The sequence below is a fragment of the Candidatus Solincola tengchongensis genome, assembly GCF_015711935.1.
GTDB classification, from domain to species: Bacteria; Actinomycetota; Geothermincolia; order Geothermincolales; family RBG-13-55-18; genus Solincola_A; species Solincola_A tengchongensis.
In genome coordinates, this window is sequence record NZ_JACVJJ010000107.1 from 1 (window position 1) to 20,991 (window position 20,991).

At 64.5% G+C, this 20,991-nt stretch carries 17 protein-coding genes; 3 read left to right on the forward strand and 14 right to left on the reverse strand.

Translation table 11 applies throughout. The features are described from left to right. Positions 1-390 (forward strand): inorganic diphosphatase (locus H7007_RS10615; RefSeq protein ID WP_287155240.1); only part of this gene is annotated, 390 nt, incomplete at its 5' end. 116 nt (positions 391-506) lie between these two features. Here H7007_RS10615 and H7007_RS10620 read toward each other — a convergent pair. Further along, positions 507-1,691, reverse strand: coding sequence for a thiolase family protein (locus H7007_RS10620; protein ID WP_287155241.1), 1,185 nt, complete (start codon positions 1,689-1,691; stop codon positions 507-509). Between the two features lie 397 nt (positions 1,692-2,088). On the opposite strand from H7007_RS10620, the gene H7007_RS10625 reads away from it, so the two are divergent. Further along, a complete protein-coding gene (locus tag H7007_RS10625; protein ID WP_287155242.1) occupies positions 2,089-3,246 on the forward strand; it encodes a hypothetical protein in 1,158 nt (385 codons plus the stop codon). 342 nt (positions 3,247-3,588) lie between these two features. Here the strand turns inward: H7007_RS10625 and H7007_RS10630 are convergent, their stop codons facing one another. The 11 genes from H7007_RS10630 to H7007_RS10680 all read right to left on the reverse strand — a co-directional run bounded on the left by H7007_RS10630 (position 3,589) and on the right by H7007_RS10680 (position 18,237). Beyond that, positions 3,589-5,049: a flippase gene (locus H7007_RS10630; protein ID WP_287155244.1), complete on the reverse strand. Its 1,461-nt coding sequence runs from the start codon at positions 5,047-5,049 to the stop codon at positions 3,589-3,591. Between the two features lie 456 nt (positions 5,050-5,505). Then, positions 5,506-7,434, reverse strand: coding sequence for an acetate--CoA ligase (gene acs, locus H7007_RS10635; RefSeq protein ID WP_287155245.1), 1,929 nt, complete (start codon positions 7,432-7,434; stop codon positions 5,506-5,508). Between the two features lie 687 nt (positions 7,435-8,121). Then, the gene (locus H7007_RS10640; protein ID WP_287155246.1) at positions 8,122-8,976 is read right to left on the reverse strand and encodes an SDR family NAD(P)-dependent oxidoreductase; all 855 of its coding nucleotides are present in this window, start codon (positions 8,974-8,976) and stop codon (positions 8,122-8,124) included. 239 nt (positions 8,977-9,215) lie between these two features. After that, entirely contained in the window at positions 9,216-10,067 is an 852-nt protein-coding gene (locus tag H7007_RS10645; RefSeq protein ID WP_287155247.1) for an SDR family NAD(P)-dependent oxidoreductase, read from the reverse strand. Between the two features lie 193 nt (positions 10,068-10,260). After that, a complete protein-coding gene (locus H7007_RS10650) occupies positions 10,261-10,593 on the reverse strand; it encodes a 4Fe-4S dicluster domain-containing protein (protein WP_287155248.1) in 333 nt (110 codons plus the stop codon). A 12-nt stretch (positions 10,594-10,605) separates the two neighbouring features. After that, positions 10,606-11,361, reverse strand: a complete 756-nt coding sequence (locus tag H7007_RS10655; RefSeq protein ID WP_287155249.1) for a nitroreductase — start codon at positions 11,359-11,361, stop codon at positions 10,606-10,608. Between the two features lie 220 nt (positions 11,362-11,581). After that, positions 11,582-13,084, reverse strand: a complete 1,503-nt coding sequence (locus H7007_RS10660; RefSeq protein WP_287155250.1) for an acyl-CoA dehydrogenase family protein — start codon at positions 13,082-13,084, stop codon at positions 11,582-11,584. Between the two features lie 14 nt (positions 13,085-13,098). Next, complete coding sequence (locus H7007_RS10665) at positions 13,099-14,238, reverse strand: acyl-CoA dehydrogenase family protein (RefSeq protein WP_287155251.1); 1,140 nt, start codon at positions 14,236-14,238, stop codon at positions 13,099-13,101. 146 nt (positions 14,239-14,384) lie between these two features. Next, complete coding sequence (locus H7007_RS10670; RefSeq protein ID WP_287155252.1) at positions 14,385-15,629, reverse strand: thiolase family protein; 1,245 nt, start codon at positions 15,627-15,629, stop codon at positions 14,385-14,387. A gap of 52 nt (positions 15,630-15,681) precedes the next feature. Beyond that, positions 15,682-17,403: an AMP-binding protein gene (locus tag H7007_RS10675; RefSeq protein WP_287155253.1), complete on the reverse strand. Its 1,722-nt coding sequence runs from the start codon at positions 17,401-17,403 to the stop codon at positions 15,682-15,684. A gap of 156 nt (positions 17,404-17,559) precedes the next feature. Next, a complete protein-coding gene (locus tag H7007_RS10680) occupies positions 17,560-18,237 on the reverse strand; it encodes a TetR/AcrR family transcriptional regulator (protein WP_287155254.1) in 678 nt (225 codons plus the stop codon). 774 nt (positions 18,238-19,011) lie between these two features. On the opposite strand from H7007_RS10680, the gene H7007_RS10685 reads away from it, so the two are divergent. Beyond that, positions 19,012-19,569 carry an HDIG domain-containing metalloprotein gene (locus tag H7007_RS10685; RefSeq protein WP_287155255.1) on the forward strand — a complete coding sequence of 186 codons (558 nt, stop codon included), beginning with the start codon at positions 19,012-19,014 and terminating at the stop codon, positions 19,567-19,569. Between the two features lie 223 nt (positions 19,570-19,792). Here H7007_RS10685 and ispF read toward each other — a convergent pair whose 3' ends face one another. Both ispF and ispD read right to left on the reverse strand, forming a co-directional pair. Next, positions 19,793-20,281 carry a 2-C-methyl-D-erythritol 2,4-cyclodiphosphate synthase gene (gene ispF, locus H7007_RS10690; protein ID WP_287155256.1) on the reverse strand — a complete coding sequence of 163 codons (489 nt, stop codon included), beginning with the start codon at positions 20,279-20,281 and terminating at the stop codon, positions 19,793-19,795. After that, the gene (ispD, locus tag H7007_RS10695; protein ID WP_287155257.1) at positions 20,253-20,978 is read right to left on the reverse strand and encodes a 2-C-methyl-D-erythritol 4-phosphate cytidylyltransferase; all 726 of its coding nucleotides are present in this window, start codon (positions 20,976-20,978) and stop codon (positions 20,253-20,255) included. The genes ispF and ispD overlap by 29 nt, the downstream gene beginning before the upstream one ends. Positions 20,979-20,991 lie beyond the last annotated feature (13 nt).

Genomic DNA, 20,991 nt, shown 5'->3' on the forward strand with positions numbered 1-20,991 from the left:
AAGCTCGACCGCGTGCTGTTCAGCGCCGTACATTACCCGGCCGACTACGGCTACGTGGAGGGTACCCTGGCCGAGGACGGCGACGAGGTGGACATCCTGGTCCTCCTCGACGAGCCCACCTTCTCGGGATGCCTCATCCAGGCCAAGCCCATCGGGCTCCTGCTCATGGAGGACGAAAAGGGCGTGGACAACAAGGTGCTGGCGGTACCGGTCAACGATCCCCGCTGGTCCCCGTTCACGGACATCGACCAGCTCCCTCCCCATCTGCTGGTGGAGATCGAGAACTTCTTCCTCACCTATAAGAAGCTGGAGGCCAAAGAGGTGCGGAGTAGGGGATGGCGGGATTCCGTCCAGGCCAGGGAATACCTCATACGGTGCAGGAGGGAATGAGAGTCGGGGAAGCTCGGAAAACCGGCCTCGAGAGGCCCCGAGAGTGGCCTTCACTGCCGGAAAACAACGGGGGCGCGGAGACTCCGCGCCCCCGCTCTATTCCCTGAAAGACCGGCTTATTCCACCTTCTCCCAGAGGGTGGCATTGGCGTTCCCGAAGCCGCCGCACAGGGTGGCGATGGCCCGCTTGGCCTCCGGGAAGTCCTTCTTCATGATGTTGCTCAGGGTGATGACGATGCGGCACCCGGACTCCCCCAGGGGATGGCCGAGGGCCAGCGCCCCGCCCCAGACGTTGATGTTGTCGAAGGGGGCGTTGTGGCCGATGCCCAGCTCGCGGATTACCGCCAGGGCCTGGGTGCCGAAGGCCTCGTTGAGCTCCCAGAGGTCGATGTCCTTGACGGTGAGACCCTTACGGGCCAGGAGTTTCTGCACGGCGTAAACCGGGCCGATGCCCATGACCGTGGGGTCGCAGCCGGCCATGCACCCGCCGCCGTAACGGAGGTGGTAGGAAAGGCCCAACTCGTCGGCTTTCTCCCGGCTCATGAACAGGGCCGCGCAGGCCCCCACGGTGAGAGGGGAGCTGGTGGCCGCGGTGACGATGCCATCGGGCTTGAAGGCCGGCTGCATCTGGGCCATCTGCTCCAGGCTGGGATTGTCGCGGATCCACTGGTCGCGATCGCAGAGGAACTCGTTGCCGTTCTCGTCCAGGGCGGGAATGGGCACGATCTCGTCCTTGAACTTCCCGGCGTCACGGGCGTCGCGGGCCCTGATGTGGCTCCAGTAGGCCATGAGCTCCGCGTCGGCGCGGGAGACGTTATAGATCTCGGCTATCTTCTCCGCCGTGGCCCCCATGGGCAGCTCCAGGGGATTGTAGTACTGGGCGATGCGGGGCGGGATATCCATGCCCGCGGCCATGGGCACGTTCATCATGTCCTCCACCCCGGAGGCGATGAAGATCTCCCCCTCCCCGGCCATAATGGCCCGGCAGGCGTGCTCGATGGCCGACATGCCCGAGGGGCACTGCTGGTTGATGCCGTTGGTGGGCACGCTCTCCGGAAGCCCGGAGGCCAGCCAGCCCAGGCGGGCGATGTCGTTCTGCATACCCGTCTGATTGGCGGTGCCGCAGAACACCGCGTCCACGTCCTCCGGCTTCACCTGGGGATTGCGCTCGAAGAGCGCCTTGTAAACATAGGTGAGGAGCTCGTCCGGACGAAGGTGTCGGGCCCATCCCTTCTCCTTGTGCGCCCGGAAGTTAGGGGTCCTCACGCCGTCCACCAGGACCGCTTCCCTGATCTCTGCCATGTCTCTTACCTCGCTTTCCTCTTCTCCGATACTTACCTCGAAAACACCTCTTGACGGAGATGGCCCTTCCGGCTTCGCCAGCCGTTCACGGCCGCTCTTGCCGGATCCGGACCTCCGCGATCCCGACATCTGGCGCCCGCTCCGCACCTCCGGAAGGTTTACCGGGGATGCAAATAAGGCAGGGGATATTATAACAGATTTATGACATCCGAGTACCCGAAATGCGGTATCCGGGGACTAGGCCCCGGCCCCTCTTCGAGGGCCGCGTTTCCCGCTGCCCTAAGGGTCCTTGCCCTTCCGGATCCACCCCCCGCGCCCGCTCCCGTCATGCCCTGCTCCCGTCCTTTATTGTAGAATGACGACATACACCCGGCCTGCTGGAGTCGACCGGGGTGAGGTGGGATGCAACCTGGGGCACGGCCCTCCGGTAAACACGGACATCTTCGGCACCTTCAGGGATGCGCCGGGCATGAAGGGAGGAGCCATGGAAGGCATGGAGTTCTGTCCGCGATGCGGGACGCCCCGCCAGTTCGTGGACAACCACGAGTGGCTGGAGAACGGGGTGATAGTGCAGAGGGGAGACCGCAGCCACCGTATGGTGCTCCTGGAGAGTGCCAATCTGGACCACCTGTATCGAGGCATAGAGGAGATCATAGGCCTGCCCATCGAGCGCATCGTCATCGAGACCAAGCGCAGGGCCACCCGCGAATACATCGACCGCCTGGTTCCGGAGGAGGTCAAGGATATGGTGGCGCGCAAGGAATTCGACATGAACCTCCTCATCCAGGCCAATAACAACCTCGCCCGCATCATGGGATACGGCGACGTGCAAGTGCTGGGATACCGTTTCGAGCAGGACGAGGGCGACTTCATAAGGCAGAGGGTGAGGAACCCCTACTCCATACCGCTGTGGTGCGGGGACCTGGCGGGAGCGACGGAGGCGGTAACCCGTCGCGACAACGACGTCGAGTACAAGATCGTCTCGCCCGGCGAGGTGGAAATCAACGCTTTCCCGGCGGAACACCCTCCCCAATTCCAGGGCCGACTCCAGCTCAAGGAATACCATCTCCTCGCGGGCGATGTGGAGTTGGATCGGTGCGGCACCTGCGGCGGCCCGGCCGGCCTCTCCGCCTTCAAGTGGAACCTGGAAGAGGGGACCATCACGGACCTCGCCACCGGGAGGCGCCTGGCCATGCTCGGACCCGCCTACCAGGAAGCCGTCTTCGATGAGCTGGAAAAGGAGCTCGGAGAGGATATACCCCGTATCATCGTCGAGGCCCAGAGGCGCTTCGTCAGGTCGGGATTCTATAAGGCGCAGGAGATCGAGAGCGAGGAGCAGTTCCGCAGGCTGCTGGCCCTGCGCGGGCTGGGCAACCTCCGCACCCTATCCCTGAAAGACGGCCGTCTCCGCGTCCGCCTGGAGAACGCCGCCCTACACCTCATGTTCGTGGGACTCCTGCAAGGGTATGTGGAGACCATCACCGGACGGGATTCCTCGGCGGAGTGGGAACTCTCGCCGGAGGGGGTCCTGGAACTGGAGATAACCGCCCGCTGATGCGGCTCACGAAATCCCGCACGCTCCGCCGCGACATATGGTCATGGGCTCCGGAGACGGAGATGACCGCCCTCCGACAAAGCGTGAAACGTACGGCGCACCGAACCTCTCGCTCCCGCAGGAGAAAACAGGTTTTCACTCGCCGCTTCCGGCCGGATACGGCACCTCCCGGCGCCGTCCTCCCCGCAGGCCCGAGAACACCCCGCGGGTAATGGGCCCACCCCGGATATCCCGCACGACACACGCTGGTCTAATTCTCAGGTCTCGAGATCGCCCCGCTGGTAATGGGCTCACCCGTGTGCGGTACCCGTCCGCGCGAATCCCTCGAGCAGGCTTTTCGCGTCAGGCCCGGGAAACGGCGCGCCTGGGAAGCACGGACATGAATATCCTCCAGTCCGCGGCGTCGAAGGTGCGCAGGGCGAAGAGGGCGCCCAGGTAGGCGGCCACGTACACCGAGGCCAGCCCGAAGAAGGGGAGGGCCGAACGCAGGGGAAGGCACAGGAGAGCGGCCGTCAGCGCGGCCAGGGCGGGCTTCCAGTTCCCCAGCATGCGGGGGTGGACGCGCACGTGCTTCCAGGCGAGGAGGAGTACCAGCCCGAGCATGGCCGCTTCGGAGACCAGGGTGCTCACCGCAGCGCCCATGAATCCCATGACCGGGGCCAGCAAAAGGCAGAGGAGGACGTTCACCCCCGCGCAGGCGAGGATGGCCAGCATGCTGAGCCTGTGCTTGTAATGCGCGTTCAGGAGGTCGATGAGAGGGATGTAGGTGAAGCTGAAGAGGGGGATGGCGGCCAGAACCCAGAGCGCGGAGCGGGCGGAGGCATAGGAATCCCCGTAAACGGCGCTTATCACCTGAGGGGCGAAAAGGGCCATCATCGCGCAGAAGGGGAGGCTCACGCAGGCCAGATACTTGACCACCCTGCGGATCACCTCCCGGTTGCGCTGGGCCGAGGTCCTGCCTGTTCTGGAAAGATATGGGAACACAGCGGTCATGCAGGTGGCGGGCACCACGGCCATGGCCCAGATGATGCGGTAGGCGGAGCTGAAGAGGCCGGCTTGATAGTCGCCCTTGAAGGCGGACACCAGGACGGTGTTGGTGTAACCGAAGAGGAAGGTCACCAGGCCGATGACCCCGAAGGGGAGCGCGCCGGCCACCATCCTCTTCCAGAAGGCCAGGTCGAGGGTGAAGACGGGCTTTCCCATCTTCCGGGTGAGGATGATGAAGTCCACCCCCATGGAGACCACCGCTCCCACCATCAGGGCATAGGAGATGCCCACCAACCCGAAACCCCGCAGGAGGAGGACGGAACCCACGCCGAAGGTCAGCAGGATGTCCACCAGGTCGGAGAGGGCCTGGTATTTCATGACCTCGAAGGCCTGGAAGACGGCATCGAAGAAACGCCTCAGGCCGGTGAAGACCACGAAGCTGAGCCCGATGAGGAAAAGGGGAAGGCGAGTGTCGGAGGACCTGGCGGTCAGGGCCACGATGGCGTAGATGATACCCGCGCTGGCCACGCCGGTGATCAGCCTCAGGACCGTGAGGTCCCCGACGTAGCGGGCCACCTCGCCACGGTTGGCGGCCAGCTCCCTCACCACCAGCTTGGGCAGGCCCAGCTCACCGATGATGAGCAGGATGTAGGCCAGGGAGAGGGCGAAGGAATAGGCCCCGAAACCCTCCGTTCCCAGCCTGCGGGCCACGAGCACGGTGAAGATGGGCATGAGTATCGCCCGGAAGGTCCCCCCTCCCATGATGAGAATTATATTTCTGGCGATCCTCTTCCCGTCTTCCAAACCGCGCTCCATCGGCCTTCCTCAGGCTTCCTCGCTCGCCCGGAGGCGAGCCCCTGCCGGCGGCGCCTCCTCCCCGCATAAACACGGCGGGGACTCACCCCCGCCCAAGGGCTCCGGGAAGCCGGAGCCACCGGACAAGTATGAAGCCCCCGTTTGGTTAAGTCAATCGGCCGTCGAGAAGTTTTTCCTTAACGGATCAAGCAAAAGGCCCGTCGCTCGGTCGCCGTGGAGATTATCTCCTGGGAGGGGGCAGGGGTCCTCCCGGTGGAGGGGGCAGGGGTTCCGCGCCTGGAGGCCCCGTGATCGCAGACCCGCATATTCCCGGCTTTACGCTATGGCCCCTGGATTCCTCGCACGGGTTCTGGGAGACCTTGTAAGGCCCCGGAAACGGTTACCCCCGGCATGGAGGTCAACGGCTTCTTATCCTTTAACGCCCGCGGGATTCGGGCCATCCGTCCTTTGGAAGGCTCATTCCTCCAGGGTGGACAGGTCGCCGACCTCCTGGCCCAGCTCCCGGGCCTTGAGCAGACGGCGCATGATCTTGCCGCTGCGCGTCTTGGGAAGGCTGTCCACGAAGGCTATCTCGTCGGGCACGGCGATGACCCCCATGGTGGAGCGCACGTGGTCGCGCAGCCGGTCGGCCAGGTAGTCGCTGCCCTGCACCCCCTGAGCGAGGACCACGAAGGCCTTGATGCGCTCACCCTTGATCTCGTCCGGAAGGCCGATTGCCGCCGCCTCGGACACCGCCTCATGGGATACCAGGGCGCTCTCTATCTCCATGGAACCCAGGCGGTAGCCGGCCTTCTTTATCACGTCGTCAACCCTTCCCTGAATCCAGAAGTAGCCGTCCCCGTCCACACTGGCCGCGTCGCCCGCGAAATACTTGCCCGGAAATCGGCTCCAGTAGCTCTCGTATTTCTCGCGGTCACCGTGAACGGCGCGCATCATGGCGGGCCAGGGGTTGAGGAGCACCAGGTACCCTCCCTTACCCGGGGGCACCGGATTTCCCTCCGCGTCCACCACCTCTGCCCTCTGCCCCAGAAAAGGGCGACCCGCGGAGCCGGGTTTGAGCGGCAGGGGCACCAGGGGAGTGATCATGTGCATCCCGGTCTCCGTTTGCCACCAGGTGTCCATAATCGGGCAGCGGTCTCCGAAGGCCTTCCGGTACCAGATCCAGGCCTCGGGGTTGATGGGCTCCCCAACTGAGCCCAGGAGGCGCACCCTCTCCATGGAGAACTTGGCCGGCCAGGCCTCCCCGAAATGCATCAGCGCCCTCACCGCAGTGGGCGCGGTGTAGAGAACGGACACCCCGTAGGCGTCCACGTTGTAGTAGAGGCGCGCCGGGTCGGGGTAATCCACGGCTCCCTCGTAGATGAGCTGGGTGACACCGTTGAGCAGCGGCCCGTAGACCACGTAGGAATGGCCGGTTATCCAGCCCGGGTCCGCGGTGCACCAGTAGACGTCCTCGGGCTTGAGATCGAGGACCAGCTTTGTGGTGGCGTAAACTCCCACCATGTATCCCCCGTGAACGTGGACCACGCCCTTGGGCTTCCCGGTGGTGCCCGAGGTATAGAGGATGAAAAGCGGATCCTCGGCCTCCATCTCCGCGCACGGCTGGTAGCGTTCGGCAAGGGCCAGAGCTTCGTCCAGGTATACGTCCCTCCCGGTGACCATCATCACCCGGTTACCGGTCCGCCTGACCACCAGAATCCTCTCCACGCTCGGGCAGTAGCGGATGGCCCTGTCCACCACCGACTTGAGCTCCACCACGCTCCCGCGGTAGAAATAACCGTCGGCGGTGATCACCAGCCTGGCCTCCGCGTCCTGCATCCTCTCCGCAAGGGCCTTCTCGCTCAAACCGGAATAGACGAGGGTGTGCACCGCGCCGATGCGCGCCGTGGCCAGCATGGCCACCACCTGCTCCGGGATGCGCGGGAGGTATATGGCCACGTGGTCTCCTTTCCTCACCCCCATACGCGCCAGGGCGCTTGCCAGGCGATTGACCTCATCATATAGCCTGGAATAGGAATAGATCCGCCGCACCCCGTTCTCTCCCTCCCAGTAGAAAGCCACCTTGTTGCGCACCGGGGTCTCCATGTGGCGGTCCAGACAGTTGTAGACGATGTTGCAGCTCGCTCCCTCGAACCAGCGGGCGTCGGGGCAGTCCCAGCTGAGCACCTTGTCCCAGGGCCGGAACCAGTGCAGGTGGGAGGCCATGTCCTCCCAGAACTCCTCATAGTTGTCGGCCGCCCAGACATAGAGCTCCTCCAGGTCGGAAATCCCCTTCTCCCGGGCATAGGACATGACGTTGGAACCCAAAACCTCCTCGGGACGAGGGTGAAAGAGCCTCTCCTCCTTTAGCACCCGGTCCGTGGTCTCCCAGTCCATCTCCGACATGTCCACCCTCCTCGCTTCTTCATGCGTCATGAAACCTTCATCCGTCATGAGACCGTCTCCACCGTCCTTTCGGGTTGCGCACGGTCCCTCCCGGGTCTTTTACGGATCCCGGTTTCCGGCTCATGCCCCCTTCCCAATCATCACATAGCCTTCATCCTCCATTATTCGCCCCATGACGTTGATCGAAACGCGCTCCGTCCGAACTCGCCCACCCCCGTCGACCTGTCTGAAGAGAGAGGAATAAGAATGCCTTGGCGCGAGAGGCGACGACAACGAGCCTTAGTTCAGCTTCCAGGTCATCAAAGGGAGCTATGAGCTCCTACGGTACGTCTGGAAGCAGGTTGCCGCCGGCCGTCTGACACGGGCCTTCCCGCCATGTCCAACCTCGCTGCCGGATACCTTGATCGGCAGGCGCCGCCGGCCCTCCCTTGATCCACGAAAAGAAATCTCTCGAATGAGGACATCGGACTCCATACCGATGTCGGCAGCTTGTGTAAAAACCGGAAATTTCCAGGATTTCCAGGAGAGGTAGATACCGTGCCCTTCCCGACGAAGTTCCCACTTGTGAGACGAACCATTTTACCGACAGGGGGAATTCCCATGTCCATCAAAGGAGATCCGTACCTCCCCGCAAGGAGAACGATCCCCGCCACCCGAACCGATGCCGGCTCCGGCGAGTCCGGCGGCTCACAGGAGGCGGCGTCCCACCAAAGAGGCCACCCGGAGGCAGGACATTGGGGCCAAACGCTTGAGATAGTAGAGGAGGTAGGCTTCCCTCCCCAGGAGGACGAGGAATTTCCCTTCCGCCACCGCCTCCACAATCTTCCTCCCGGCGACCTCGGGGGCCATGCCCCTCTCCCGGAGTATGGCCGCATAGCGCTCCTCGTTCTCCCGCTGCTTCTCCGTGCGGTAGTGATTGCGGCCCCGAAAACCTATATCCGTGCTTATGGCCCCCGGGCAGACTACGGTCACGCCCACCCCGTGGTTGCGCGCCTCCGCCCAGAGCATCTCCGAGAGCCCCATGACCCCGAATTTGGTCACCGTGTAAGCCACGTGGAGGGGCAGGGCGGCGAACCCGGAAACGGAGGCGACGTTCACGATGTGACCCTCTCCGCGCCGTATCATGTGGGGGAGGAAGAAGCGGCACCCGTAGATCTCGCCCATCAGGTTCACGCCCACTATCCACTCGATGTCCTCCACGGGAATGACGTCCAGCTCACCGGAAACGGCCACCCCGGCGTTGTTCACCAGGATGTCCACCCCGCCAGGAAGGGAATTCAGTTTGTTGGCAAGTTCTTCCATGCGAGAGCGCACGGAGACGTCCACGGTCTCCGTCACGCATTCGGCACCAAGGGCACCGACCTCCCCGCGCACTCTCTCCAGACCCTCCGCGTCCACGTCCACGGCCACCAGGTCGCAACCCGCCCGGGCCAGGGCAAGCGCGATCCCCCTTCCCAGGCCCGAGGCGGCACCGGTGACCACAGCTCTCCTCCCCCGGAACCAGTCCATGCCTTTCCTGCGCGGCAGATTCGCTCCGGTCATCGCCCGGGCCTTCTTTCACCCTCTCGAGATACCACCTTCGCTCACATCCGGGAAGGTGGATCGGAATCCTCGCCGTCCGGTAAGCTCGCGTCCGCAAACGAGGGCGCAGGGCCCTCGCTCCCACTCATGAGCATCTCCTGCTGTGCCTGGATGAATCTTCCGGCAAGCGCTCCGGCTCAGGGGACTCGGCCTCATGACAAAAGAATGCTTTACCGTCGACGGCACGGGAAGTTCGCGGGTCACTGAACGAGCCCCTTGCGCGCCATCCACAGAAGGAGACGCCTCCCCAGGTCGTCCCGGTTGAAGAAGGCCAGCGCCCCGTGATAGAACCCGGGCCGCAGGCGCTTCAGAGCCCAGAAGAAACGCCCCGAGAACTGAGGCACGACGTAGAGGCGCCCGCGCTCCACGGCTCTCACCACGGCCTCCGCCACCTGTTCGGCACTCATGCGGGCGAAGCGGAATGTGGTCTCGGCGAACTCCTTCTCGAAGGCGTCGGTATAACGCATGCTCTCCAGGAGGCGGGTGTTGAAGAACATGGGGCAAACCGCGGTCACCTCGATGCCGAAAGGAGCCAGCTCACTGCGCAGGGTCTCCGAAAGGGCGACGACCGCCGCCTTGGTGGCGTTGTAGGGGGCCATCTCCAGGAGGGTGAGGAGTCCCGCCGCCGAGGCCACGTTGACGATGTATCCGCCGCCCTGGGCCTTCATGCGGGGGATGAAATAATGGCATCCGTAGAGTACCCCCCAGAAGTTGACCCTGAAGACCCATTCCCAGTCCTCGAGGGGGATGTCCCCCACGAAGCCGGTGGACACCACCCCGGCGTTGTTCACCAGCACGTCCACGCCTCCCCAGGAGCGGAAGAAGTGCTCGGCCATGGCCTCCACCTCCTCCGGCCTTCCCACGTCCACCCGGTATGCCTCGCCTTCGCCGCCCCGCGCCCGCACCAATTCTAGGGTCTCCCGCGCTCTCCCCTCGTCGATGTCCGCGGCGCCTATGCGGCACCCCCTGGAGGCCAGGGCCAGGGACAACGCCCTGCCCAGCCCGGACCCCGCCCCGGTGATCACCACCCTCTTTCCGTCGAGCTTGTACATCTGCGCCCCCTTCCCTTCTATCCCGGTCTGTCACGGACCGCCGACCGCCTTCGCGCCTGACACAAGCCTCGGTGTGGCTCCTGAAAATGCGCATCCCATTTTTCACCGAATTGTGGGGGGAGGAATGGCGGCCCTTGAGATGTGCCGATCTCCCCAATACCCCACAGGGTATCACAATTCAAGACCTGACCCCTTAGAAGTTCCTTGGTGGGACCATCTCCGCGCGGTGGAGCACCTTGTAGAAGCCGCCGAAGTCGTATCCATGCGCGGCCTTGATAGCCCCTCGCCTGCAGATGGCGGCGCAGTCGTTGCAGGACATGCAGTCGGGGACCATCCTTTCGATCATGTAGGCCTTGCGGTCCTTCCCGATCCCGGCCACGTAAAGGCATGCCCCGGGGCAGATGAGGGCGCAGTTACCGCACCCGTTGCACTTCTCGTGGTCTATGACCACCTTCCCCACCCGGCAGGCTTCCGGGTCGTTGTAGGTGGGGATGGTCATCCTCTCCCTGAACGTGAGGTAACCCATTGCCTTACCTCCTTAAAAGACGGCTCTCTTCCTTCCGTCCTCCCACCAGTCGATCTCGTGCAGCTCACGGGCCACCATGCCGTCGGGCTCTCCCACGGGGTAACCGAGGGCTATTCCCTCCATCAGCCTGTACGGCCACTTTATACCCAGCTTCCTCTTCCACTTGGTGCCGAACTTGAAGAGCTCCACGAAGCCCACCCAGCAGGTGCCCAGGCCCAGGGAATGGGCCGCCAGGACCATATTCTGCCCGCAGATGCCCACGTCCACCTGGGGCTTGGAGACCCCCCGCCGGTCCATGAGGACGAGGATGACCGTGGGGGCGCCGTGAAAGAGCCTCAGCTTCCCGTCGGCGATGAGCCGGATGGCCCCGAAGGGTATGGGGTGCAGCTCGTTGGGCATGAGGCGTATGTATACCTGCGACAGGAACCAGGAGAGCCTCCCCAGGGGGCTGCTCTCCCAGTCCAGCAGGAACTTCAGGAGCCGGCAGCGCAATCTAACATATTTTTCCATCTCCTCCAGCATCCCCGGGTCCCGGATGACGATGAACTTCCAGGGCTGGGAGTTGCCCGCGGAGGGCGCGAAGCGGCCGGCCTCCAGCACCCGGCGCACCAGCTTCTCCGGGACCTGCTCCTCCTTGTACCTGCGCACGCTGCGCCGCTCCAGGATGACCCTCTCCACGGGGTTCCATTCCATGCCCTCGTGCCAGGTGTACATCTCGCCGAACGAGACGTCCCTGCGGCGCTTCTCCTCGGTTGCCTTTTCCATCATGAGCCACTCCTAAGATCCCACTCTCGAGTCCGGACGCGACCGCGACGTTTCCCCCGATAGTTCGCCTAAAAAGGCGGCTTCTCGGCCTCAAGCCCCGCTCCGCGGATGGCCGGGATCCCGGAGTCGGGGCCCGGCCCATGCCGTACCGTTTCCCGCCCCCGTATCCCCGTCCACCCGTGAGGGCGGTTATCCTCCCTCGGGCGGTCCGTCTTCGACCTCCTCAGTCCTCGAAAGCCCTGGCCTCCGGGGCCGCGGGAGCCACAAGGCACTTGAAGACGTTCAGCCTGTTGAGCTGGTTGGTCCCCTCATATATCTGCAGGAGCTTGGCGTCGCGCAGACATTTCTCCGCTCGCCGGTCGTGGCGCAGCCCCGCCTGGCCCATGAGTTCCAGGGCCAGCTGGCAGTTCCTCACCCCCAGGTCGGTGCCCGCCACCTTGGCCAGGGATGCCCATCCCGAGGCCCGCCTGGCCTCCGCGTCGCTCTGGCCGTCCATGACCAGCTTGCGGAAGACGGCGGTGGTGGCTTGCCTGCTGTTGGCCGCCGGCATCCACCGGTCGAACATGGAGGTGGGTATCAGGCGGTTGTAGTAGTAGAGGGGTTTGAAGCTGAGCAGCTTGGCCATGCCGTACATGCTGTTGGAGTAGTTCGCCTCCATGTAGGAGAGCCGGGCCAGCGCGGCGTTCTTGTACATCTCCGCCAGCAGGCACTGCGCCCATTCGTGGTTGATGAGGGGTTTTCCGGCCACCTCCGTCTCCCGGGCGAAGCGCAGGGCGAGCTCGAAGGCCCCACGCGCCACCCCCGCCCCCATGGCTCCCACCCCGGGGCGGGTGGCGGAGACCACGAAGTCGATGAGCTGCATGCCCAATTCCCGCGCCCCGCGCTTCATCCCCGTGAGCTGGGAGGCGGCCACCAGCAGGTTCTCGTCGGGGATAAAGCAGTCCTCGAAGACCAGTTCACTGGCCGGACAGCCCTTCTGGCCCATCTTCTTCTCCATGCGCCCGAAGAAGAAACCCGGCATACCGTTCTTGACGGCGAAGGCGATCATGGTCTCGTCCGGCCTCTCCAGGTCCTCGCAGGCGATGAGGATGTGCCAGGTGGAGAGGTGCCCGTTGGAGATGAATATCTTTCGCCCGTTGACCACGTATCCTCCCTCCACCCGGCGGGCATGGCAGCGGACCCGTGCCCGGGCCAGGAGCTCCACCTCCTCGGCGTCGGTGCCGGCCTCCGGCTCGGTGACCGCCCCCGAGACCAGGCACGGCCGGCCCTCCCTCTCCCCCTCCACCACCTCGCGGCTGATCATGTCTATGAGTCGTATGTTCCAGGTGGCCACCAGGATGGAGTAACCGAAGTAATGCACCCCGATGAGATTGGTGATGGCCAGGCATTCCGAGGCCAGCTCCTCCACGAAGGGGGATATGCTGCTCAGGCTCCATCCCTTCCCGCCGAAGAGCTTGGGAATCCACATGGTGAAGAAACCCCAGCGGTTGGCCTCCTCCACCAGCTCCCAAGGGAGGAAGGTGGGGTCTTCCTGCATCCTGCGGTCCAGCTCCAGAGCGTAGCTGCGGGCCACGGTGCGGTTGAAGCGCCGCGCCATCGCCACCGCTTCGCGGCATTCCTCCACCACCCCCGCGGGAATCCTCTCCATGGCCACCAGGCTGTGCATGGTGTCCGTGAAGTCCGGGAACTCCTGGAGCAGTTGCGAGGACTCGCCCTTCTTCGACATCCCGCTCACCCCCTTCAAGACCACGGGGATTCCCCGTCCACCACGCGGCGGATATAGCGGAGCCTGCGCATGGGGACCATGCCCAGCAGGGCCTGCAGTTGTTGGGCGTCGCGGAAACGTTTCTCCTGCCCGTAATCCTGCATGTATCCGTTCCCTCCCAGGATCTGGATACCGTCGCAGGTCACCTCCACGGCCATTTCCTGGACCAGGAGGGCGGCGGCCCGGGAGGCCAGCTCCCATCCCGGCTCACCTCCATCCACCGCCGCAGCCGCCCGTCGCACCAGCATCTCCGCCGCCTTGGCGCGCACGGCCATGGAGGAGAGGATCATGCGCACCTCGGACCAGTTGACTATCTCCCTTCCCCCCTGCATCCTCTGGCGCGCGTATTCCAGGGCAGCATCGAAGGACCCCTTCATCACCCCGCAGGAGCAGGCGGCGGAGGCGGCGCTCAAGCGGTCCGCCGCGGCCTCGAAATAGAGTTGCCCCTTCCCCTCCTCTCCCACCAGCGTTCCGGGCACGCCTTCCAGGCGCAGGTCCACGGCCGGGCAGGCGTGCAGGCCGAGGCTGAGGACGGGCTCGCTCACCCGAACCCCTTCCCCCTCCAGGTCCACCGTGAAGAGCGACCATCCGCCAGCGGCGGAGGCGGCGGGAAGGAGCGCCTTTCCGGCCACGTTCCCCAGCACCACATACTCCACGCTCCCGGTGAGCCGGTATCCCCTACCGCCCCTCTCGGCGACAAGGAGAGGGGCCGTGTCGCCCGGGTTGTGAAAGGAGGGAAAAGCCGGCAAGGCCTCGCGGAGAGAAGCCGCTTGCGCAAAGGCTCTCATCAAGGCCTTCTCCGAACCCGCCTGACGCAGCAGCTCCTGGGCCAGGGCCACGGTGAATATCGCTCCTCCCAGGCTGGCATCCTCGCGGCAGACCTCCTCCAGCACCAGGCACAGGGCCTGTACCGGCTCCGCCGCGCCACCCATCTTCTCGGGGAGGAAGATGGTAAAGAATCCCACCTCCCTTGCCTTGGCCAGAAGGTCCTCGGAGGGGGGAGCGAAGGGATAGTGGTCACGTTCCTCCCTCCCCTCCACGAGCTCGTTGAGGGCGAAGTCCCTGGCCATACCGTCCAGGAGCCTCAGTTCTTCGCTCAACTCGAGCACAGCCATCACCCCTTTCGTCGTCGGAAACGACGGCTACATCCCCAAACCGACCGTGCTTTCGCTGTATCTTGCCGGTTATTACCGTATTCCCACCGGGGAAAGGAGCCTCGCTCCCTGTCCCCGCCTTCCAAACGAACCGGGGAGATCCTCCGTCAAACCCTTTCCAGAATATGGATGCACATGGCTGCCTCACCCATCCCGATGAAGCCGCCGCCGTTCTCCGCCAGGGCGATGCGCGCCCCCTCCACCTGGCGGGGACCCGCCTCCCCGCGAAGCTGGGTCACCAGCTCGTGCACCTGGGCTATCCCCGACGCTCCGATGGGGTGGCCCCGGCACTCCAGCCCCCCGCTGGTGTTCACCGGGAGTCTCCCGCCGATCCTGGTGGCGCCGCTCTCGGCGAAGGGCCCGCCCTCCCCCTCGGGACAGAAGCCCAGTTCCTCGTACTGCATGAGCTCTCCGAAGGCGGTGGCGTCGTGTACCTCGGCGACGTCGATGTCCTCCGGGCCCAACCCGGCCTTCTCGTAGGCCTCCCTGCTCAGCCGGCGGCCTATGGATTCCAAGCCCGAGCCGGGAAGGGAGCCCGAGGCCAGGACGGAGGCCAGGACACGCACCGGCCGCGCATGCGGGTATTTCCTCAGGGCCCTCTCGGACCCGAGGAGGGCCGCCGCCGCCCCGTCACCTATGGGAGCGCACATGGAGCGGGTGAGGGGATAGGCCACCAGCGCGTCCTCCAGGACCTCCTCCACGCTCATGTCCCTCTGATACTGGGCCAGGGGATTGAGGGAGCCGTGGTGGTGGTTCTTGGCGGCGATTGTCGCCAGCTGCCTCTGGGTGGTCCCGTACCTCTGCATGTGGGCGCGTGCCCCCATGGCATAGACGTCCATGAAGCCGGAATGGCCGCCCTTCTTCTCCTTGCCCTCCGCACCGGCTTCCCTGGCCCTGCGCGCGGCATCGGCCTGGAAGGCCTCGATGACCTTGCGGGCGAACTCCACGTCCATGCCCGAGAGGAACCCCTCGAACATCTTGGCCTTGTCCTCCGGGAACCACGTCTTCTCCACCCCTATCGCCAGCACCAGGTCGAACTGCTCCGCCTTAACGCTCAGCCAGGCCTCGCGCAAGGCGGTGGAACCTCCGGCGCAGGCGTTCTCCACGTTGACGATAGGGATACCCTGGATGCCCAGAGGGGCCAGGGCCACCTGGCCCCGGATGCAGTGCTGCCCCGTGTTCATGCCCCAACCGGAGTTGGAGAACCAGGCCGCCTGGATGTCCCTCTTTTCTACAGGGAAGTCCTCGAAGAGGGCCTGCAGGGCCTCGGCGGTGAGCTGTTTCACGCTCTTCTCGGCGTACTTGCCGAAACGGATCATGCCCACGCCCAGGATGTAGACGTCGTTTCCCATCATGCCTCCTCGTTCCTCATCGCGGAGCGGCGGGCGATTGCCGCCATCCCTGTCACCTCTCGCCCGCCCTGGCGTCGTAGGTGTCCGGGGTCACGCCCATCCTCTCCAGCTCCTTCTTGATGACCCTGTGGGTCTCCGTCTTGGGCAGTTCTTCCACCACTCGCCAGTAGCGTGGGATGGCAAATTTAGCCAACTTGTCGGAGAGGAAGGCGGGCATGGAGGAGGGGTCCAGGGCCTTCCCCTCCACGGGCACCACGGTGGCCATGATCTCGTCCTCGGCAAGCTCGGAGGGCACGGCGTAGACGGCGCATTCCAGGACGTCAGGATGCTTGAGGATAGCCTGCTCCACCTCGTAGGCGGAGACGTTCTCCCCCTTGACGCGCATGGATTCCGTGTTGCGCCCCAGGAAGTAGATGTAACCCTTTTCGTCCGCGTAAACCAGGTCTCCGGTGTACAGCCACCCGTCTCTCACCTTGTCGCTGGTGGCTTCCGGGTTCTTGTAGTACTCGACGGAGCCCTTCCGCTCTCCCACCCAGCAGATGAGCTCACCGGGGGTACCGGGAGGGACGTCATTCCCCCGGTCGTCGATGATGCGGCACCTGGCGTTGAGCGGTTTTCCCATGGACCCCACGGGTGCGGTCCCGAAGTTGGTTATCAGGACGCCGCCCCCGTCCACCGCCCCGTAGCCCTCGAAGATCCTCACCCCGAAGCGCCTCTCGAAGTCCTCCCACATATCCGCCGGACAACCCGCGGAGAGTATGAAGCGCACCCGATGGTCCCGATCCGACGGTTTGGGGGGTTGCTTCATGAGGATGGGCATCACCGCCCCCAGGCCGTTGAAGGTGGTGGCCCCGTGGCGGCGGATCTCGTCCCAGAACCGGCTGGCGCTGAACCTCACCCCCAGGGCCACTTGGGCCCCGCAGTGCATGGAGGGGATCACGGTGAGGAAGAGGGCGTTGGCGTGGAAGAGGGGGTAGCAGGTATAGGCCACGTCCTTTCTTCCGGTCAGCAGGCGCCCGATCACGGATATGGCCTTGACGTTGCTGTTGTTGTAGCGGTAGACCACTCCCTTGGGGAGCCCCGTGGTCCCCGAGGTGTACATGATCACGCAGAGGTCCTCGGGGTTATAGGACACCGCGGGCTGCGAGGGGTCGGAGCCCGGCCCGTAGGCGGCATCTAGGTCCTCCATCCCCTCGGGCAACCGGAAATCTTCCGGGGCTCCCTCAAGGTTGACGACCACCTTCCTCACCTTCTCCACGCGGTCCGCCACGGCCTGGAAATAGGGGAGCAGGTCGTGGTCGACGACCACCATGGAGGCGTCGGAGTTGTCCAGCACGTAGGCCAGCTGGTCGCCGCGCAGGGCCACGTTCACCGGGACGGCATACATGCCCAGCTTCTCCAGCCCAAAGAAGACGTCCAGCCAGCGGGGCGAGTTCTTCATGACGATGGCCAAACCCATGCCGGGACCGCCACCCAAACTATGGAGGAAATTGGCAACCCGGTTGGCGTTGAGGTTCATCTCCCGGTAAGTGAACACGCGGTCCTGGAAACGGAGAAAGGGACGGTCTCCGTACCTCTCCGCCTTCTCCTCCAGGAGCTCGGCGTGGGACATGTCCCGGGCCAGGGTCAGCCCCTTCGCCTCCCGCATGCTGCGCAGGTTCTCCTTGAGCGTTCCGCGCCGGTATTCGTCGGCCAGGAACAGCGCCAGGGAGCGGGCCAGGCGCCAAAGCAGCCAGACCCGGCGCAGGTACATCCGCCTCTCCTCGGGAGTCATGCCATCACCCCTTTCTGCTGCCCCGAAGACGACTCATATCTGCTCACACGTCCCGTGAACTCTTCCGCTGCCCGGAAGCCGTTCGCCGTCTCTTTCCCCGACCGTTCCGATTCCCCGCTCCAGTCCTCCCGCGCCACCTGCCGCCCGAGGTAAGCGTCAGGAGAACAGGGGGGCCATGTACTTGTCCATGAAATGGGGGTCGTTTACCGCCTCCTCGTCCATCTCGGCCATGAGGATGAGGGTGAAATATCCTCCTACGAAAAACCAGGCCGCGATCTTGGGATCGATGCTGGGCTTGAGCTCCCCCTTCCTCTGCGCCTCCCGGATGACCTCCTCCACAGCCAGGCGGTTGATGGTGAAGAACTCCTCAAGCTCCCTCATGAAATCCTCGTCGTAGCTGTTGTTGAGGACGAAGGCCAGGAACTTGCGCATGGTGGGGTTTTCACGGATGAAGTCAAGATAGCTCTGCCCCACGCGCTTCAGCGACTCCAGCGGCTGCTCGCGGTAGTCCCGGTAAATGGCCCGGTAACGCTGCAGGAGCTGCTCTTCGATGTAACGGCAGCAGGCCAGAAAGAGCTCCTTCTTGCTGGAAAAATACTTGTAGATGGTGCCCTCCGCCACCCCCGCCTCCCGGGCCAGCACCGCCGTCGTCGCCCTCTCGTAATTGGTGCGCGAGAAGACGTCTATGCAGGAGAGGATAATGCGGGTGCGGCGGTCGTCCTTGCCCCGCGCCCCCTGCAGGCCCTCTCGACCTCCGGCACCTTCGACCCGGCCCTTTCCGGCCTTCGGCCGTTCCCAGCCCTTCACGCGCCGTTTCGTGCCATCGCTTCCCATCGCCCGCCGGCCTTCTCTTTACGTTGACGGAAAAGCCCGTCTAGTTCCTTATGACCCGCACCCGCCGACCAGCCTCCGAAGACAATTTAGTGAGTGAGTGCTCACTCAATTGTAATTTTTATAGCCCGATGTTTTTCCATTGTCAACCGTCCCACCGCTTTTGCTTGTTCTGCCAGGATCAAAGGGTTGTTCTCGTCTTTCAACCCCAAAAGCGCCTGCCGAGACGGTACCGCACCCATGGCTCGGAGGCCAGCGGAAGTTTCGAGCACGACAGATCGGGATATCGAGCGGATCCTCTCGCCCTCGTCTCCCCGCGGGCGTGATCCACAGGAACGTCCGGCGGGAGGGCGGGCCAAAAAGCACCGCGGCCGCATCCACCCCTCGCCGGAAGCCCGATCCGGGGTGGTCCACTTGCCCGCCGCCCGCACGGGAGCGGCCTTAAGGATTCAAAGAAGCACTTCGCCCCGGCAGCCCCTTCGGGACCTGATCAAAGACCGAAAGACTATTCCCCCTCATCCCGTCAAAACAAGCATGTTCACCCGCAGCAGGGGATCGTTCTTGCCGCACCAAATCGTGCTCCTCCCTCCTACCGGAGCGGAGAAGGCAGTAGGTGCTGGAAAATCCTTGGACTTGCGGTATCTTTTTATAGGCCACCAGCATGCCTTTTGTATAGGTCGCGGCCCCGGACCGGCCGGTGGAGACCGCCGCTCCACAAGCAGCCGTGGAGGCGGGAGGAGGGGCGGAAACGGGCCCCTTGAAGGGAGAGGAGGGACGATGCAGAGGGAAGAGGCGCTCGACCTGCTTCACGCCAACCTGAGTTCGGAGAACCTGCGCAAGCACTGCTACGCCACGGAAGCGGTCATGCGCCGGCTGGCGCGCGAACTGGGGGAGGACGAGGAACTCTGGGGGCTGGCGGGCCTCTTGCACGACATAGACCTGGAAATATGTGGCAATGATATGAGCACGCACGGCGAGGAGGCGGCGAGGTTGCTGGCCGGGAGTGGCGCTCCCCCGGAAATGGTGCAGGCGGTGCGCATGCATAACGCCGAGGGGTTGGGGCTCGGAGAGCGCGAGACCGTCCTCCAGCACGCCCTGGCCGCGGCGGAGACGGTCACCGGCCTCATCGTCGCCGCCGCCCTGGTCCTCCCGGAGAAGAAGCTGGCCGGGGTGAAGGTCGGTTCCCTGCGCAAGCGGATGAAAGAGAAGGCCTTCGCCCGGGGGGCCCGCCGTGAGGTGATCATGGAGTGCGAAAGGGCGGGATTCGATCTGGACAGGTTCCTGGCCCTGGCCCTGGAGGCCATGCAGGATATATCCGACCGGCTGGGCCTCTGAGCTCACGGCTCACGCCCGAGGGAAGCGCTCTCGCGCCGACGCATGCACTGCGTTTCCATCCCCTAAAAACTGCGGGCCGCGGACACCGTGCCCCTTCACCGGCCCGCTCGGCCCTCTTCGCCGCCCCCCCTACCGGAAAGGCCAAACTCCATGGGTAGACCCAGTGGAACCCCTACGCCACAGACGGCTTGCCCGCATGGGCTCCAAGCCCTTCGACCGCGCCTCAGGGCTCGGTTCTCTCCTCCACCAGGGCCACGGCCATGGCGGCGATCCCCTCCCCACGGCCGGTGAAACCCATGCCTTCCGTGGTGGTGGCCTTGATTCCCACCCTGCTCTCCGGAACACGGAGGATGAAGGCCAGGCGTTTTCTCATCTCCTCCACGTAGGGAGAGATGCGGGGCTCCTGGGCCGCTACCACGCAATCCACGTTCAACACCCGGAACCCGCGTTCCAGGACCACGCCCATGACCTCCTCCAGGAGCACCATGCTGGAGATGCCTCGAAAGGTGGGGTCGGTGTCCGGGAACCTCACCCCTATGTCCCTCTCTCCGCAGGCTCCCAGCAAGGCGTCCATGAGGGCGTGCACTAGCACGTCGGCGTCGGAATGTCCGGCCAGTCCCCGTTCATGGGGGATCTCCACCCCTCCGAGGACCAGCCTCCTTCCCTCCACGAAGGGATGGGCGTCAAACCCCAGACCCACCCGGCACGACAACTTGCAGGCCTCCCTTCTCCAGCAGCGCCTCGGCGATGAGCATGTCCGTGGGATAGGTGATCTTTATGTTGGTTATCTCCCCCTCCACCACGCGGACCCGGTAGCGGTATCTCTCCAGGAGGGCGGCGTCGTCGGTGGCCCATACCCCCTCGCGGAAGGCCCGCTCGTGGGCGTCAAGCAGGGCCTGGGCCCTGAAGCACTGCGGGGTCTGCACCGCCCAGAGGCGCCTCCGCTCGGGTGTCCTCAACACCCACCCCCCTTCCACCTCCTTGACCGTGTCCACCACAGGAACGGCGGTAATGACCCCCTCGCACTCCGCGTCGCGCAGCGCCTTCAGGGTCCTGCGGAAGAGTTCCGGGGTGGCCAGGGGCCGGGCGCCGTCGTGGATCACGATGTAGTCCACGGAACCGGACATGGAGCGCAGGGCATTGAAGACCGACTCCTGGCGGTATTCCCCGCCCGCCACCACCATGCTCACCTTGCGCAACCCGTAAGCGGAGACGATCTCCTCCTCCGCGCGCCGTATCTCATCGGCGTTGACCACGAGGACGATCTCCTCTATCTCGTCCACCGCCTCCAGGTTGAGCAGGGAGCGCGCCAGAACGGGAATGCCGGCCAGCTTGTGGAACTGCTTACCCTCCGGCAGTCCCACCCTCTCTCCCCTTCCCGCTCCGGCCACCACAGCACCGGCCTTCACTTCCGGTCAAGCC

Bases quoted from the DNA above. Each gene is read 5' to 3' on its own strand.
- H7007_RS10640 (WP_287155246.1), bottom strand. From the start codon at position 8,976: ATGACCGGAGCGAATCTGCCGCGCAGGAAAGGCATGGACTGGTTCCGG.
- H7007_RS10685 (WP_287155255.1), top strand. From the start codon at position 19,012: ATGCAGAGGGAAGAGGCGCTCGACCTGCTTCACGCCAACCTGAGTTCG.
- H7007_RS10670 (WP_287155252.1), bottom strand. From the start codon at position 15,629: ATGGGAAACGACGTCTACATCCTGGGCGTGGGCATGATCCGTTTCGGC.
- H7007_RS10620 (WP_287155241.1), bottom strand. From the start codon at position 1,691: ATGGCAGAGATCAGGGAAGCGGTCCTGGTGGACGGCGTGAGGACCCCT.
- H7007_RS10675 (WP_287155253.1), bottom strand. From the start codon at position 17,403: ATGACTCCCGAGGAGAGGCGGATGTACCTGCGCCGGGTCTGGCTGCTT.
- acs (WP_287155245.1), bottom strand. From the start codon at position 7,434: ATGTCGGAGATGGACTGGGAGACCACGGACCGGGTGCTAAAGGAGGAG.
- H7007_RS10645 (WP_287155247.1), bottom strand. From the start codon at position 10,067: ATGTACAAGCTCGACGGAAAGAGGGTGGTGATCACCGGGGCGGGGTCC.
- H7007_RS10660 (WP_287155250.1), bottom strand. From the start codon at position 13,084: ATGTCGAAGAAGGGCGAGTCCTCGCAACTGCTCCAGGAGTTCCCGGAC.
- H7007_RS10650 (WP_287155248.1), bottom strand. From the start codon at position 10,593: ATGGGTTACCTCACGTTCAGGGAGAGGATGACCATCCCCACCTACAAC.
- H7007_RS10655 (WP_287155249.1), bottom strand. From the start codon at position 11,361: ATGATGGAAAAGGCAACCGAGGAGAAGCGCCGCAGGGACGTCTCGTTC.
- H7007_RS10680 (WP_287155254.1), bottom strand. From the start codon at position 18,237: ATGGGAAGCGATGGCACGAAACGGCGCGTGAAGGGCTGGGAACGGCCG.
- H7007_RS10630 (WP_287155244.1), bottom strand. From the start codon at position 5,049: ATGGAGCGCGGTTTGGAAGACGGGAAGAGGATCGCCAGAAATATAATT.
- H7007_RS10665 (WP_287155251.1), bottom strand. From the start codon at position 14,238: ATGGCTGTGCTCGAGTTGAGCGAAGAACTGAGGCTCCTGGACGGTATG.